Genomic DNA, 14,729 nt, shown 5'->3' with positions numbered 1-14,729 from the left:
GGATGCATAGTGTAATATTATCTCCTATTTTCGACTTGTTTACTTAAATAAACACTTAACCCTTGGAAAATAGCAATTGCTAACATTTGTTGATATTCAGGGGTAGTCAATAGCTGTTCTTCTTCTTGATTGGAAAGAAAGCCAAGTTCTATCGTCACAGCCGCCTGATTTGCCTTTTTTAGCACGTAAATATCTTGGTTACCCTTAGCCACACGTTTTCCATTTGTCATATTATTGAGTTCTTGCTGAATTGATTGAGCCAATAACTTTCCTTCAGGCGAATCTGCATGATAAAAGGTTTGTGCCCCGGTCAGTTTTGGATCTGGAAAACTATTTGCGTGAATGCTTAGATATACTTCAGCTTGCGAATCCATAGCCAGTTGAATGCGTTGTGCCAGGTCTTCTCTTTTCCGCTTCAAAAGACCCTGTGAGGCTCCTAAGTCCCGGTCATCCTCACGAACCATGATTGCCCTTGCTCCACTTTGCTGAACCAGAACCTGCAAACGTTTGGATACACCCAAAGTAATGTCTTTTTCTAACACCTGACTGACACCCACAGCCCCAGGGTCCACACCACCATGACCAGCATCGATCACCACAACCCGATTCCCCAGGGTCCAACTCCATATTTCTCTATCCCGTCCATTAATAACCGCAACCAGAGCTAACGTCAAGAATAACGTAAATACAATTCCCCAAAATACCTTACGCCGTTTTATACTTACAATCCAAATCGGTTTCATACCTATCCCTCCCCTAGTCTATTCCGTCTTACCTTATGGGAGAGATTATCAGAATATGCGTTTGGCTTGGCTCAAAACATCCAAAATATCCCGCAATGCCAGAGTGGAGTGACAGGGTGGTTGCTTACTCTGCTCAAACTCTAGATATGAAAACAGTCGGGACGTTGACAGCTGTCTGACGGCGGGTAACGTCAGCATAAATCGAGTTCCTGAGATACTGTTTCCTCCGCCAGTTCTCTATGATTTATGGTTTTACAAAGGCCAATCATAAGTTATAATTAACTATCAAATTGTAAAAAGGAATGGATACCATGAGATGGATAAACGATAATATTGGATTTTTTATAAATAAGAAGCCCAATATTAGTTATAGAGATTTCGAAGACTATAATAATCTATTAATGCTGAATAGAATAAGAATTATCTCCATAGCTGTCATTTCTATGGCTCCGTTTTTCTTATATTTTGATTTATTAATAATAAGAGACGGAGTAGATAAGATCTTTAAGTTAACTATAATCTCTATTCATTTAACAGGCGTATTCTTATCAATTATATATTTAATTTTCTATAAAAAGATTGTAGCAAAGAGCAGTTCGAATAGATATAATTTAATATCAATGATCCCCAAAATATACATTTTCCTTTATGTTTTTGTTGGCGCACTTTCTTCTATAAACAGTCAAAGGTTTACCGGAAACATTTATGCTTATATAGTTATGATACTTGTCGCTGCTGTGGCACTTACTATAAAACCTACCTACATGTTTTTTGCATTGGGAATAAATCATATAATTTTTTTGATAGGTATATCCATTTTAAATAATGATAAATATGTGCTTATAGCCAAACAGATAAATTCTACATCTGTGTTTGTAATAGCCTTGCTGCTCTCCTTCTCATTTTATAAATTTGGCATGAATGATTTCGTTAATAAGAAAATGCTGCAAGAAAGTGAAGAGAACTTCAAACGACTCTTTCATATAAACCCGTTTCCGGTGTTTATTACTAAGGTGAAGGATGGCAACATTATCGGAGCAAGTGAAAAAGCTTGCAGCTTTATGGGACTTAATGAAGAAGATTTACATAATTTTAATGTTAACGATGTATACGTAAGAAAAGAAAACAGAGTTTCTCTTATTAAGGAGCTAGAAGCGAAAAGCAGTGCCTATAACCGCATTGTTGAGTACAAGATAAAGGGAGAAAATAGATGGGTATTGGGAAATTATGAATTAATTGATTATCAAGGAGAAAAATGCATATTAACTGGAGTAATGGACATCACGGAAATAAGAAAAGTAGAAGAAGAGCTTTCAAAACATGCCTCTACAGATATGCTTACAGGCATACTTAATAGAAGAATGGGTTTGAAAATTATACAAGAGCTGATAGATGAATCAAAAACTATCTATAGGGAATTCGTTCTATGTTTCCTTGATATAAATGGTTTGAAAAATGTTAACGATACCTATGGTCACGGAGAAGGAGACAACTATATCAGAACCTTTTGCAACATAATAAAGCGGGAAATACAACAGAACGATATGTTTTTTCGAATGGGGGGAGACGAATTTATACTAATATTCATGAACAAAACTGTGTCTGAAGTTGAAACTCTTTGGGAAAAGCTTTTACAAAGCTTTAGCCGAATAAATGAGCTAAGCAGCAAACCTTACTCTATAACAGCGAGTCATGGCTTGTTTCACTTTCAATCAGGTATGGAGTTTGATTTGGAACAAATTATTGGACATGCCGATAAACAGATGTATAAAGAGAAGCTTTTGTATAAAGAAAAGAACCGATAATTAGGTCTCCACATTCCGCGGGTGCGCCAACACTATTTGTTTTTATTGTTCCAGTGAATAATATGTCAAGTTTCAAGTTTTAAAGATACAGAAAAGGAAGGGATATATCCCTTCCTTTGATTTAGATAATTCGTATAATATAACCAAACACAAATTAACGCTTGGAAAATTGTGGTGCCTTACGAGCTTTCTTCAAGCCGTATTTACGACGTTCTTTCATACGTGGGTCGCGTGTCAAGAAACCAGCTCTCTTGAGACTTGGACGCAGGCTAGCATCCGCCTTCAGCAAGGCACGAGCAATACCTAAGCGAATCGCGCCGGCTTGGCCGGTAGTGCCACCTCCATGAGCAAGAGCAATAACATCATACTTAGCAAGTGTATCTGTAATGGTAAATGGTTGTTGTACAATCATTTCCAGTGTTTTTTTGCCAAAATACTCCGCTAACTCCCGTTTGTTGATGATGAATTTCCCTTCACCTGGAATAAGACGAACACGGGCAATTGCATTTTTGCGCCGTCCGGTCCCTGCATATTGTAATTGAGTTGCCATGTTTTACTTCCTCCTTCCTACTGAATTGTCCAAATTTCAGGTTGTTGAGCTTGATGAGGATGTGTATCCCCTTTGTACACTTTCAGCTTCGTGTACATTTGAGCGCCCAACTTGTTATGAGGAAGCATTCCCTTCACGGCATGTTCCATAGCTCGTTCAGGCATAGTTTGCATTAACTTTTTGTAAGGAACCTCTTTCAACCCGCCAGGATATCCAGAGTGACGACGATACATTTTATCGTTTAGTTTGTTACCTGTTAAGACCAATTTTGCAGCATTAATAATAATGACATGATCTCCTGTATCAACATTAGGTGTGTATGTCGGTTTATGTTTACCTCTCAGGAGGCGTGCTGCTTCGGTAGCAATACGACCTAAGGAGATTCCTTCTGCGTCGATAATATACCATTTACGTTCCTGGTCCTGTGCCTTCGCAAAAAACGTGGACATGACTTTCCCTCCAAATTTGAAGATTACTGTTTTTTCTCACTCGCATGGGGCTCAATCATGCTTGCGGTATGCCAGGGGCATGGGGCTCAATCACATCCAAGGCATAAAAACTCATGTTTATATTGTATTTAAATACTACCTTGATGTCAAGTTATTTTTTAAATTGTAATTCTTGACAGTGAGTAGTTGCCAGCTGTATTTGCTAAAGATCTTTAAAAACCTCAAATGGACTTTCATCCGAGTAATTCACATGAACAAGTGTTAAGCCCTGCGCAGGCGCAATCACGCGAGCACGTTTCCGCTCTTGACTAGCTATGATTTCAGGAATCTCTCCTGGAAGAATACGACCCTTACCAACATCCATAAGCGTTCCAACGATAATACGGACCATATGATACAAAAATCCGTCCCCCACGCAGGATACTCTGATCAGTTGATTTTCCAACTCACTAACTTGGCATCTATATATAGTGCGCTCAAACCTTTTACTATCTCCTCCAGAAGCAGCGAACGTTTTAAAGTTATGCCGTCCTTCTAAAAACCGGGCTGCCTGCTGCATTAGCGTAATATTTAACGGAATGGGCTCATGGGCCGCATAAAGACGCTTAAATAGATCTGGTATGGGCTTATTGTCCAATAAGTAATCATACCGTTTCCATTTTGCTGACCAACGGGCATTAAAATCGTCAGACACACATTCTGCCTGATGGATGCGAATATCCCTTGGGAGCAAACTGTTAAATGCCTTAGGAATTTTATCTTCGGGAATTCTGGCCGAGGTCATGAAATTGACGATTTGGCCCAAGGCATGCACACCAGCATCCGTCCGGCCTGCCATTGCTAGGGTTACCTCTTCGTCAACCAGCTTTGCCCATACGGATTCCAAGGTACCCTGAATCGTAGGGCCAACAGATTCAACCTGTCGTTGAAACCCATGATAGTTTGTTCCATCATAGGCTAGTTTTAGCCGAATATTTCGCATAATACGCTTTGCCCCTCCGCAGCTTACTAAGAGCACAAAGGCCAGGTATGCTTATCAATGGTAAGCAACCCGGCCTTTAAGTACCGCATTATACGAGCTCGATGATTACCATTGTGGCAGCATCTCCCCGACGTAAGCCGAGTCTCATGATTCGAGTATAGCCGCCTTGACGGTCAGCATATTTCGGCGCGATAGTATCAAATAATTTCTTTACAACATCTTCATCCATGAGATAAGCCATTGTTGAACGACGTGCAGCCAGATCTCCTTGCTTGCCAAGTGTTATCATCTTTTCAGCAATAGCACTTAGTTCCTTAGCGCGTGCTTCTGTCGTTTCAATACGCTCATGTTTTAACAGGGAAGTGACAATGTTACGCAACATTGCCCCGCGATGCCCAGAGTTTTTTCCTAACTTGCGGTAAGCCAATTACATTCCCCTCCTTTTGCACCGAATTAGTCTTCAGCAGGTCGGAACGATAAACCTAAGTCTTTCAGTTTAAATTCCACTTCTTCCAAAGACTTGCGACCAAGGTTACGTACTTTAATCATGTCTTCTTCCGTTTTTTGGGTCAACTCTTCGACAGAGTTAATCCCTGCCCGCTTCAGGCAGTTGTAAGAACGAACAGACAGATCTAATTCCTCAATCGTCATTTCGAGGATTTTATCTTTGGCTTCCTCTTCTTTTTCCACTAACACCTCAACACTGTTGAGTTTATCAGTGAGTCCCATGAAAAGGCGCAGGTGATCACTTAAGATTTTGGCTGCCGAACTGGTAGCCTCTTCCGGTGAGATACTGCCATTAGACCATGCTTCAAGGGTTAACTTGTCATAGTCTGTGATTTGACCAACCCGGGTATCCTCTACCGTGTAGTTGACCTTGTAAATTGGGGCAAAAATGGAGTCAATAGGGATAACTCCGATGACATGATCCGGCTTTTTATTTTTGTCGGCAGGTACGTAGCCACGACCACGTTCTACTGTCATTTCCATAAACAGCCGGCCATCCTTGTCTAATGTAGCAATCTTCAAATCACTGTTCAAAATCTCAATATCTGGGTCAGTAATTATATCCCCAGCTGTGACGACTCCTTCGCCCTGTGCCTCAATACGAATAACTCTAGGTTCATCCGTATAGCCCTTAAGAGCCAGAGACTTCAAATTGAGAATAATGTCTGTAACGTCTTCCAAAACACCCGGAATCGTTGAGAACTCATGTAGTACTCCTTCGATTTTGACTGATGTTACCGCTGATCCCTCGAGTGAGGACAGGAGAATTCGCCTCAATGAATTGCCTAAGGTGATCCCATATCCTCGCTCAAGAGGTTCAACAATGAATTTTGCATAGGAGTTATCTTCAGAACGCTCGATACACTCGATTCTGGGCTTCTCGATTTCTAACATCGGAATGCACCTTCTTTCTCGAGAACTTGATATACAAACCATCCGACCCAAACGGGTTGAACGTCAACATTAACGGGAGTATTTCTCCACGATGAGGTGTTCTTGGATGGGCAGTTGAATATCTTCACGAGTAGGTAGTGCGACAACAGTTCCAGCAGCAGCATTGGCATCCAAGCTCAACCAACTGGGAACTGAACGCGAACCCAGGTTTTCGAGGAGTTGTTTGATACGTGGTGAACTCTTACTGCCTTCTTTAACAGCAATAACTTCACCAGTACGAACCGAGTAGGATGGAATATTTACTTTTTTACCATTAACGGCGAAATGTCCGTGACTAACAAGTTGACGGGCTTCTGGGCGCGATGAGGCAAAACCTAATTGGAAAACGACATTATCCAATCTGCGCTCTAAAAGAGATAGCAGGTTCTCACCAGTAACCCCTTTGCGGCGAGCAGCTTCGTCAAAATAACTACGGAATTGTTTTTCCATGACACCGTATAAGCGGCGTGCTTTTTGTTTTTCACGCAACTGAAGACCAAAATCCGTAGGCTTCTTAGCTCGGGCTTGACCGTGTTGTCCAGGAGCGTAAGCACGACGGTCAATCGCACACTTACCTGTATAACAACGTTCTCCTTTAAGGAATAATTTCATTCCTTCACGTCGACATAAGCGACAGACTGGTCCAGTATATCTAGCCATGATTACACACCTCCTATACCCTTCTGCGTTTCGGTGGCCGACAGCCATTGTGTGGAATCGGTGTCACGTCTTTGATTAAATTAACTTCTAAACCTGCTGCTTGCAGGGCGCGAATAGCAGCTTCACGTCCAGCCCCAGGTCCTTTTACATAGCATTCAACATCTTTTAAACCATGTTCCATAGCGACTTTAGCACAAGTTTCTGCAGCCATCTGCGCTGCAAAAGGCGTGCTTTTACGAGACCCTTTAAAGCCAAGCGAACCTGCACTAGACCAGGAGAGTGCGTTCCCGCTGGTATCCGTAATGGTCACCATGGTATTGTTGAAAGTAGATTTAATGTGGGCAATTCCACTTTCAATATTCTTACGTTCCCGGCGTTTTGTCCGGACAACTTTACGTGCCATCTCGGTTATCCCCCCTTATTACTTTTTACGTTTTGCTCCAACAGTCTTAGCCGGCCCTTTACGGGTTCGGGCATTGGTTTTCGTGCGCTGACCTCGTACTGGAAGTCCACGACGATGTCGCAGGCCACGATAGGAACCAATTTCCATAAGACGCTTGATATTGAGGGAAACTTCGCGACGCAAGTCGCCTTCAATTTTATACTCTTTATCAATAACTTCCCGAAGCTTGCTGACTTCATCTTCTGATAAGTCACGCACTCGGACATCTGGGCTTACACCCGTTTTGGCGAGAATCTTATGTGAAGTCGGCAGCCCTATCCCATAGATATAGGTTAGAGCTATCTCTAAGCGTTTCTCGCGCGGTAAGTCAACTCCAGCGATACGTGCCATCTAAAATTTACACCTCCAACTATTTCAGTTCTGGAAACAATATAAAATCGGTGCATTGGAGAGTTACTCCAATCAGCCGCGCAACCGAAACTTGACTAGCCTTGTCTTTGCTTGTGTTTCGGATTTTCACAAATGATCATGACTTTACCATGGCGACGAATAATTTTACATTTTTCACAGATCTTTTTAACAGAAGGCTTTACTTTCACTGTAATCCCTCCCTTTGGTCATTACTTGAACCTGTATGTGATTCGTCCTCGGGAAAGGTCATAAGGAGAAAGCTCCACTGTGACCCGATCTCCCGGAAGAATCCTAATGAAATTCATGCGTATCTTTCCAGAGACGTGCGCCAAAACCTTGTGTCCATTTGCTAATTCAACTTGGAACATGGCATTCGGCAACGGCTCCAGGACTTTACCTTCTACTTCAATAACGTCTTCTTTTGACATGCTAATTCCCCCCTCCTCGGCATTCCATACGCCTTGCACCTAACATCGAGTTAGAATCTCTAGGCCATTTTCCGTAATTGCAACCGTGTGTTCGAAATGGGCCGATGGCCGGTTATCTTTCGTAACCACTGTCCAGCGATCCTTTAGCGTCTTCACTTCATACGTACCCATGTTCACCATGGGCTCAATAGCCAAGGCCATACCAATCTCGAGTCGTGGCCCCCGGCCGGGTTTGCCAAAATTAGGGATCTGGGGATCCTCATGCATGGCTTTTCCAATCCCGTGCCCAACATAATCGCGCACTACTGAAAACCCATTTGCTTCAACGTGCGTCTGAACCGCGTTTGAGACGTCATAAAGGCGATTGCCTACTTTCGCTTGTGCTATACCCAGCATAAGGGATTCTTCAGTCACTCTTAGAAGCTTCTGGACATCTTCACTGACTTCTCCAATCGGTAAAGTTACAGCGGCATCTCCAAAATATCCTTCTTTGAGCGCTCCGCAGTCTATACTGATAATATCCCCAGATTCTAGACTCCTTAAACCGGGTATCCCATGAACTACTTGTTCATTTACAGAGGTACACAACGTTGCAGGGAATCCATTATATCCTTTAAACGCCGGTATGGCACCCTGTGCACGAATATATTTTTCAGCTATGCGGTCGAGTTCAAGGGTCGTAACACCGGGCTTAGCGTGTTCACGAAGAAGAGCAAGCGTTTCTGCCACGATTCGCCCCGCATTACGCATCCGAACTAACTGGCTCGCATTTTTCAGCACAATCATGCTGATTAGCCCAAAGCTTTCAGAATATCCTGAAATACTTGGTCAATTGGTTGGTCTCCGTTAATTCGCTTCAAGAGACCTTTTTCTTCGTAGAACGCAATCAAAGGCTCTGTTTGCGAATTATAGACATTCAGGCGATTTTTAGCTGTTTCAACAGTGTCATCCGATCGCTGATATAGCTCTCCCCCACATTGACCACAAACCTCCTCTTGCTGCGGCGGGTTAAAGATCATGTGATAGGAAGATCCGCACTTCCGGCAGACACGTCGCCCGGTAAGTCTAGGAATCAACACCTCTTCGTCAACTTCAATGTTGATAACACCATCGAGTTTCATTCCAAGTCTGTCTAAAATATCGGCTAAAGCACTACCTTGGGCTAGTGTCCGTGGAAATCCATCAAGAAGAAATCCATCCGCACAATCAGGCAGTGCTAAGCGTTCCTCAACAATCCCAATCGTCACTTCGTCGGGGACTAAGCCGCCGGCATCCATATAGGATTTAGCCTTTAGACCTAAGGCCGTACCTTCTTTAATAGCTGCTCTAAACATGTCACCCGTCGAAATGTGTGGAAACTTGAATTTCTCAACTAAGGGATTTGCCTGTGTTCCTTTACCAGCACCTGGTCCACCCATTAATATTATCTTCATTTTTCCTCTTCCTCCTCTATTTCATAAACCCTTGATAATGCCTCGACATAAGTTGGGATTCAATCTGTTTCATCGTATCCAGCGCGACCCCAACTACGATCAGAAGGGATGTTCCGCCAAAATAGATGTTCTTGAGTCCGGTAAGACCAATAACTAGTGTCGGAAGGACTGCAATCAAAGCTAGAAATAAACCACCTGCGAGAGTTATACGGTTCAATACTTTTGATAAATATTCTGCCGTTGGTCGCCCAGGTCGGAGTCCAGGGATAAATCCCCCATACTTCTTCAAATTGTCCGCTACATCAACCGGGTTAAATGTAATCGACGTATAGAAGTAGGTAAAGAATAATATGAGCGCACCGTAAAGCAACAAATAAGGGATTGAGGTAATGCTTCCATTCATGCTGAACCAGGTATTAACAAATCTAGCGAAACCGGATGTTGGCGTCCAAGAGGCAATAGTCTGCGGGAAAGCGAGCAGGGACATTGCGAAAATAACTGGTATAACCCCTGCTTGGTTTACTTTCAGGGGAATATGGCTGCTTTGCCCTCCATATACCCGTCGCCCCACGACTCTCTTTGCATATTGAACTGTTACACGGCGCTGCCCTTCCTGAACGTATATAACACCTGCTGTGATAAAGGCAACGATGAGTATCAACCCAATAATTGAGAGAATATTGATCTCCCCTACTCTTAGCATATCCCATAAGGATCTGATGGCTGATGGAACCCTGGAAACAATTCCTGCAAAAATGATAAGAGATATTCCATTTCCAATCCCTTTTTCGGTGATTGCCTCCCCGATCCACATTAGAAAGGCTGTACCAGCTGTTAAGACAAGTGCTATCAGCAGGTATGTCGGCCATTGCATTGCTGGGCTGGAGATATTAACAGCAGCTCTTATCCCATAGGTCAATCCCAGAGCTTGGATGAAGCCAAGACCTACTGTACTATATCGCGTATATTGTGTAATCTTCTTACGCCCATAATCACCCTCTTTAGACAATCGTTCAAGCGTAGGAATGACAATCGTCAGAAGCTGAAGAATAATGGAAGCTGTAATATAGGGAGTAATACTCAACGCAAAAACAGATAGGCTTTTGAATGAACCTCCGGAAATCGTGTCCATGAAATTCATCATGGCTCCCGATCCAAACATTTGATTCAAGGTGTCACGATCAATAAAAGGGGTTGGAATATGCGCTCCGATACGAAAAATCAGGAACATCAGCAGAGTGTAACCGATTTTCTTCCTGAGATCTGATACGTTCCAGGCATTCTTCAGGGAATCGACAGCCATCCTATTCCACCTCTACTTTTCCACCCGCTGCAACTATCTTCTTTGCCGCTGCTGGGCTGACTTTGTCAATTTTGACGGTCAGTGCTTTGGTCAAGTCCCCTGTTGCTAGAATCTTAACGCCATCTTTAACAGCTTTAATTAAACCGATTTCGAATAGGCTTTCAATGGTGACTTCAGCCCCATCCTCAAAACGTTCGAGGTCCCGAACATTTATGGCCACGATTTCTTTTCTGGAAATATTATTAAAACCGCGTTTTGGCGTTCTGCGAAACAGTGGATTTTGCCCGCCTTCAAAGCCAGGACGTACTCCACCACCAGCTCGCGAATTTTGACCTTTGTGTCCCTTACCGGAAGTTTTTCCATGTCCGGAACCAATGCCGCGACCCAATCGCTTAGGTGCATGTGTTGATCCTTCAGCAGGCTTTAGTTCATGCAGTTTCATGCTCGCCCACACCTCCTTCTATTGAGATAGTGTTTCTACTGTAACCAAGTGCATGCATTTATGAACCATTCCCAGAATTCCAGGACTGTCTTCATGAATTGCACTTGATCCAACTTTTCCTAAGCCAAGTGCTTGTAACACTTTGTGCTGGGATTTTGAATATCCGATCGGGCTCTTTGTCAGTGTCACTTTAATTTTCATGACCGACCCTCCTTAACCTAGAACTTCTGCTACTGTCTTGCCTCGGAGTTTGGCAATCTCTTCCGGACGCTTGAGAGATTTTAAGGCAGCCATCGTTGCATTAACCATATTATGCGCGTTTGCCGAGCCTAATGACTTCGTTAGAATATCATGGACTCCTGCCACTTCGAGAACCGCACGTACTGCGCCGCCGGCAATAACCCCAGTCCCTTTAGAGGCTGGCTTTAACAATACTTGACCTGCGCCAAAGATTCCGATAATGGGATGAGTAATTGTGGTTCCGTGCATAGGAACACTTACAAGGTTCTTCTTGGCATCTTCGATGCCTTTACGAATTGCCTCAGGCACTTCTCCAGCTTTTCCAAGGCCAGCGCCAACACGACCGTTGCCGTCACCGACCACAACGAGCGCGCTAAAGCTAAAGCGGCGTCCACCTTTTACAACCTTGGCCACACGGGCAATATGAACAACTTTTTCAATCATGTCCGATTTAGTAGCTTCGTACTTCGCCAATTTGAAATTTCCTCCTTTACCCGAGTTTAGAAGCTGAGTCCAGCTTCACGCGCTGACTCTGCCAATGCTGAGATTCGGCCGTGATAGACATTTCCCCCACGATCGAATACTACTTGCGTAATTCCTTTTTCGAGGGCTTTCTTCGCAACCAGTTCGCCTACTTTTTGAGCGCCAGCGGTGTTTCCGCCTGACAGTTCTGCGGCTTTGAACTCTGGATCAAGAGAAGAAGCAGCTACAAGTGTTACGCCAAGTTCATCATTGATGACTTGAGCGTAAATATGATTTAAGCTTCGAAACACTGCTAAGCGAGGGCGCTCCGCAACTCCAACAACTCTCTTGCGGATACTCTTATGCTTATTCGTGCGAATAGCTTTTCGATCAATGCGCTTAATCAAAGGGAACACACTCCTTTCATTAATGGCAAGAGATTTTGCCCTTGCCTAATTTTGTATTACTTCTTGCCGCCTTTTTTACCACCGGTCTTACCTACTTTACGACGGATGACTTCTCCTTCGTATTTGATTCCTTTGCCTTTATAAGGTTCAGGCAGACGCTCTGACCGAACAACAGCTGCAAAGTCTCCAACAAGTTCCTTATCCATCCCTTTAATTAAAATCTTGTTTGGTGCCGGAACATCAAATTCAACTCCGTCAAAAGGGATAAGTTCAACAGGATGGGACTTACCCACAGTTAAAACCAGCTTATTTCCTTGTTTGGCGGCACGGTAGCCTACCCCGACCATATCCAGTCCTTTGGTAAATCCGTTCGTAACACCTTCCACCATGTTGGCAATCAGTGTACGGGTCAAGCCATGTAAGGAGCGGCTCAGTGGTTCATCATTTGGCCGAGTGACGATAATTTGAGCATTATCTACCGTAATGTTCATCAATGAATGCAATTGTTTCGTTAAGGTTCCTTTCGGCCCCTTAACAGTAACGAAATTATTCTCTATTTTGAAGTCCACACCACTGGGGATACCAATGGGGCGCTTGCCAATTCTGGACATTCACTGCACCTCCGTTGAAATTACCAAATGTAGGAGATTACTTCTCCACCAAGACCCTCTTTTCGGGCTTTTCGATCCGTCATTATCCCCTTAGATGTTGAAATCACTGCGATTCCTAATCCACCAAGAACCTTCGGAATTTCATCCTTCTTCGCGTAAACACGTAGTCCCGGACGGCTTATCCGCTTTAGCCCGGTAATAACACGCTCACGGTTTGGACCGTATTTCAAATACATCCGAATTACGCCTTGTTTATCGTCGGCAATATATTCTACATCCTTAATGTAACCTTCTGCTTTAAGAAGTTCCGCAAGCTCTCTTTTGATACGAGATGCCGGAACCTCAACTTTATCATGGTAAACCATTCCGGCGTTGCGGATACGAGTTAAAAAATCTGCTATCGGATCTGACATTGACACTTCAGTCGTCCCCCTTCCTTACAATGTTTTACCAACTGGCCTTCGTGATTCCAGGAAGTTCCCCTTTGTGAGCCAACTCCCGGAAGCAAATCCGGCATATTCCAAATTTCCGCATGTAAGCATGGGGACGTCCACAAAGCTTGCATCGGTTATGCGAACGCACTGCGAATTTTTGTCCGCGATTTTGTCGGACAATCATTGATGTCTTAGCCACGTTCTTGGACCTCCTTTTCTCTAATCACGGTACGGCATTCCGAAGCCACGAAGCAACTCTCGTGCTTCTTCGTCGGATTTTGCCGTTGTTACAAAGACTACATCCATTCCGCGGAGCTTGTCGATCTTATCGTACTCAATTTCAGGGAAGATCAGTTGCTCCTTGATTCCCAACGTGTAATTTCCACGTCCGTCAAACGCCTTTGCTGAAATACCGCGGAAGTCACGAACACGAGGCAGCGCCACGTTTAAGAGACGATCCATAAATTCATACATACGTTGACCACGTAAAGTTACTTTGCATCCAATAGGCATTCCTGCGCGAAGCTTGAAAGCCGCAATGGATTTTTTAGCTCGCGTGACAATCGGCTTTTGACCGGAGATTTTCATAAGATCTCCGACAGCGGAATCAATCGCTTTAGAATTTTGTACCGCTTCGCCGATGCCCATGTTGATAACAATTTTATCAACCTTTGGAATTTGCATTACGTTTTTATAAGCAAACTTCTGCTGTAAGGCAGGAGCGATTTCGTTTAGATATCTATCATGCAGACGAGCCACTAAGGTCCCTCCTTTCGCGATTAGTGTTTATCCGGTAGATTTACACCGCACTTTTTACAAACGCGGAACTTACCATCTTCCGTTACCTTAAAACTGACACGAGTCACGGATTTACACTCTTGGCAATATAACATTACATTCGAGCTGGCCATTGGGGCCTCTTTTTGAACAATGCCGCCTTGAGGCATGCTTTGAGAAGGTTTCGTATGACGCTTTATCATGTTGGCCTTCTCAACCACAACACGGCCCTTCTTACGAATCACATCGATGACTTTGCCCTTTTTACCAGCATCTTTGCCGCTGATGACCATGACGTAGTCGCCTTTTTTTACGTGTATCTTATTAGGTTGTACCTTATGCTTAGTAGCAGCCACTTTCTTCACCTCCACCCATCATGGGTCTTAGATAACTTCCGGTGCTAAGGAAATAATTTTCATGTAGTTATCACGCAGCTCGCGAGCAACTGGTCCGAAGATACGAGTACCGCGTGGACTTTTGTCGTCTTTAATCAGGACTGCTGCGTTTTCGCTAAACCGTATATAGGATCCGTCAGACCGGCGAATTTCTTTCTTGGTCCGCACAACTACAGCCTTCACGACGTCTCCCTTTTTAACAACGCCCCCTGGCGTTGCTTGTTTAACAGAAGCAATAATAATATCTCCAATTGTTGCATATCGACGCATTGAACCGCCCATGACGCGAATACACATCAACTCTTTAGCGCCTGAATTGTCACCAACTCTAAGCCTAGTTTGTACTTGGATCAT

General features: G+C 43.6%; 25 protein-coding genes. 1 reads left to right on the top strand and 24 read right to left on the bottom strand.

Translation table 11 applies throughout. The annotated features are described in order from the left end of the window. Positions 1-17: 17 nt before the first annotated feature. Entirely contained in the window at positions 18-743 is a 726-nt protein-coding gene (locus DESYODRAFT_RS01480) for an N-acetylmuramoyl-L-alanine amidase (protein WP_007778511.1), read from the bottom strand. Between the two features lie 311 nt (positions 744-1,054). Here DESYODRAFT_RS01480 and DESYODRAFT_RS01475 point away from each other — a divergent pair, with 311 nt between their 5' ends. Continuing rightward, positions 1,055-2,548 (top strand): sensor domain-containing diguanylate cyclase, encoded by a 1,494-nt coding sequence (locus tag DESYODRAFT_RS01475; RefSeq protein ID WP_007778506.1) that lies wholly within the window; start codon positions 1,055-1,057, stop codon positions 2,546-2,548. A 154-nt stretch (positions 2,549-2,702) separates the two neighbouring features. On the opposite strand, the gene rpsI is transcribed toward DESYODRAFT_RS01475, so the two are convergent. From rpsI to rplN, 23 genes are all read right to left on the bottom strand, one after another. Next, positions 2,703-3,098 carry a 30S ribosomal protein S9 gene (rpsI, locus tag DESYODRAFT_RS01470; protein WP_007778503.1) on the bottom strand — a complete coding sequence of 132 codons (396 nt, stop codon included), beginning with the start codon at positions 3,096-3,098 and terminating at the stop codon, positions 2,703-2,705. 17 nt (positions 3,099-3,115) lie between these two features. Next, a complete protein-coding gene (gene rplM / locus DESYODRAFT_RS01465) occupies positions 3,116-3,547 on the bottom strand; it encodes a 50S ribosomal protein L13 (RefSeq protein ID WP_007778500.1) in 432 nt (143 codons plus the stop codon). Positions 3,548-3,749: 202 nt separating this feature from the next. After that, on the bottom strand, positions 3,750-4,529 hold the full coding sequence (gene truA, locus DESYODRAFT_RS01460; RefSeq protein ID WP_007778497.1) for a tRNA pseudouridine(38-40) synthase TruA: 780 nt from the start codon (positions 4,527-4,529) through the stop codon (positions 3,750-3,752). 88 nt (positions 4,530-4,617) lie between these two features. Continuing rightward, on the bottom strand, positions 4,618-4,956 hold the full coding sequence (gene rplQ / locus DESYODRAFT_RS01455) for a 50S ribosomal protein L17 (RefSeq protein WP_007778494.1): 339 nt from the start codon (positions 4,954-4,956) through the stop codon (positions 4,618-4,620). 26 nt (positions 4,957-4,982) lie between these two features. After that, entirely contained in the window at positions 4,983-5,930 is a 948-nt protein-coding gene (locus tag DESYODRAFT_RS01450; RefSeq protein WP_007778491.1) for a DNA-directed RNA polymerase subunit alpha, read from the bottom strand. 69 nt (positions 5,931-5,999) lie between these two features. After that, positions 6,000-6,629, bottom strand: a complete 630-nt coding sequence (gene rpsD / locus DESYODRAFT_RS01445) for a 30S ribosomal protein S4 (protein ID WP_007778488.1) — start codon at positions 6,627-6,629, stop codon at positions 6,000-6,002. Between the two features lie 13 nt (positions 6,630-6,642). After that, on the bottom strand, positions 6,643-7,032 hold the full coding sequence (gene rpsK, locus DESYODRAFT_RS01440) for a 30S ribosomal protein S11 (protein ID WP_007778485.1): 390 nt from the start codon (positions 7,030-7,032) through the stop codon (positions 6,643-6,645). A gap of 18 nt (positions 7,033-7,050) precedes the next feature. After that, on the bottom strand, positions 7,051-7,422 hold the full coding sequence (gene rpsM, locus DESYODRAFT_RS01435; RefSeq protein ID WP_007778482.1) for a 30S ribosomal protein S13: 372 nt from the start codon (positions 7,420-7,422) through the stop codon (positions 7,051-7,053). A gap of 95 nt (positions 7,423-7,517) precedes the next feature. Further along, positions 7,518-7,631, bottom strand: a complete 114-nt coding sequence (gene rpmJ / locus DESYODRAFT_RS01430) for a 50S ribosomal protein L36 (RefSeq protein ID WP_007778480.1) — start codon at positions 7,629-7,631, stop codon at positions 7,518-7,520. A gap of 21 nt (positions 7,632-7,652) precedes the next feature. Further along, positions 7,653-7,871: a translation initiation factor IF-1 gene (gene infA, locus DESYODRAFT_RS01425; protein WP_007778476.1), complete on the bottom strand. Its 219-nt coding sequence runs from the start codon at positions 7,869-7,871 to the stop codon at positions 7,653-7,655. Positions 7,872-7,910: 39 nt separating this feature from the next. Beyond that, positions 7,911-8,657 (bottom strand): type I methionyl aminopeptidase, encoded by a 747-nt coding sequence (gene map, locus DESYODRAFT_RS01420; protein WP_007778466.1) that lies wholly within the window; start codon positions 8,655-8,657, stop codon positions 7,911-7,913. A gap of 5 nt (positions 8,658-8,662) precedes the next feature. Then, positions 8,663-9,304 carry an adenylate kinase gene (locus tag DESYODRAFT_RS01415; RefSeq protein ID WP_007778463.1) on the bottom strand — a complete coding sequence of 214 codons (642 nt, stop codon included), beginning with the start codon at positions 9,302-9,304 and terminating at the stop codon, positions 8,663-8,665. 16 nt (positions 9,305-9,320) lie between these two features. Further along, the gene (secY, locus tag DESYODRAFT_RS01410; protein ID WP_007778459.1) at positions 9,321-10,607 is read right to left on the bottom strand and encodes a preprotein translocase subunit SecY; all 1,287 of its coding nucleotides are present in this window, start codon (positions 10,605-10,607) and stop codon (positions 9,321-9,323) included. 1 nt (position 10,608) lies between these two features. Beyond that, a complete protein-coding gene (rplO, locus tag DESYODRAFT_RS01405; protein ID WP_007778458.1) occupies positions 10,609-11,049 on the bottom strand; it encodes a 50S ribosomal protein L15 in 441 nt (146 codons plus the stop codon). Between the two features lie 18 nt (positions 11,050-11,067). Beyond that, the gene (gene rpmD / locus DESYODRAFT_RS01400) at positions 11,068-11,250 is read right to left on the bottom strand and encodes a 50S ribosomal protein L30 (protein WP_007778455.1); all 183 of its coding nucleotides are present in this window, start codon (positions 11,248-11,250) and stop codon (positions 11,068-11,070) included. A 12-nt stretch (positions 11,251-11,262) separates the two neighbouring features. Next, positions 11,263-11,733: a 30S ribosomal protein S5 gene (gene rpsE, locus DESYODRAFT_RS01395; RefSeq protein ID WP_427854317.1), complete on the bottom strand. Its 471-nt coding sequence runs from the start codon at positions 11,731-11,733 to the stop codon at positions 11,263-11,265. 56 nt (positions 11,734-11,789) lie between these two features. Beyond that, a complete protein-coding gene (rplR, locus tag DESYODRAFT_RS01390) occupies positions 11,790-12,158 on the bottom strand; it encodes a 50S ribosomal protein L18 (RefSeq protein WP_007778451.1) in 369 nt (122 codons plus the stop codon). Between the two features lie 56 nt (positions 12,159-12,214). Then, positions 12,215-12,769 (bottom strand): 50S ribosomal protein L6, encoded by a 555-nt coding sequence (rplF, locus tag DESYODRAFT_RS01385; protein ID WP_007778450.1) that lies wholly within the window; start codon positions 12,767-12,769, stop codon positions 12,215-12,217. A gap of 20 nt (positions 12,770-12,789) precedes the next feature. After that, on the bottom strand, positions 12,790-13,188 hold the full coding sequence (gene rpsH, locus DESYODRAFT_RS01380; RefSeq protein ID WP_007778447.1) for a 30S ribosomal protein S8: 399 nt from the start codon (positions 13,186-13,188) through the stop codon (positions 12,790-12,792). Positions 13,189-13,216: 28 nt separating this feature from the next. Further along, positions 13,217-13,402: a type Z 30S ribosomal protein S14 gene (locus DESYODRAFT_RS26860; RefSeq protein ID WP_007778444.1), complete on the bottom strand. Its 186-nt coding sequence runs from the start codon at positions 13,400-13,402 to the stop codon at positions 13,217-13,219. Between the two features lie 20 nt (positions 13,403-13,422). Then, complete coding sequence (gene rplE, locus DESYODRAFT_RS01375) at positions 13,423-13,962, bottom strand: 50S ribosomal protein L5 (RefSeq protein WP_007778443.1); 540 nt, start codon at positions 13,960-13,962, stop codon at positions 13,423-13,425. A gap of 20 nt (positions 13,963-13,982) precedes the next feature. Next, the gene (rplX, locus tag DESYODRAFT_RS01370; protein WP_007778441.1) at positions 13,983-14,336 is read right to left on the bottom strand and encodes a 50S ribosomal protein L24; all 354 of its coding nucleotides are present in this window, start codon (positions 14,334-14,336) and stop codon (positions 13,983-13,985) included. 27 nt (positions 14,337-14,363) lie between these two features. Beyond that, a complete protein-coding gene (rplN, locus tag DESYODRAFT_RS01365; RefSeq protein WP_007778439.1) occupies positions 14,364-14,729 on the bottom strand; it encodes a 50S ribosomal protein L14 in 366 nt (121 codons plus the stop codon).

Source organism: Desulfosporosinus youngiae DSM 17734, from assembly GCF_000244895.1.
Lineage (GTDB): Bacteria > Bacillota > Desulfitobacteriia > Desulfitobacteriales > Desulfitobacteriaceae > Desulfosporosinus > Desulfosporosinus youngiae.
Note: the sequence above shows the minus strand (reverse complement) of the source record. Positions and strands in the feature narration are given on the sequence as shown.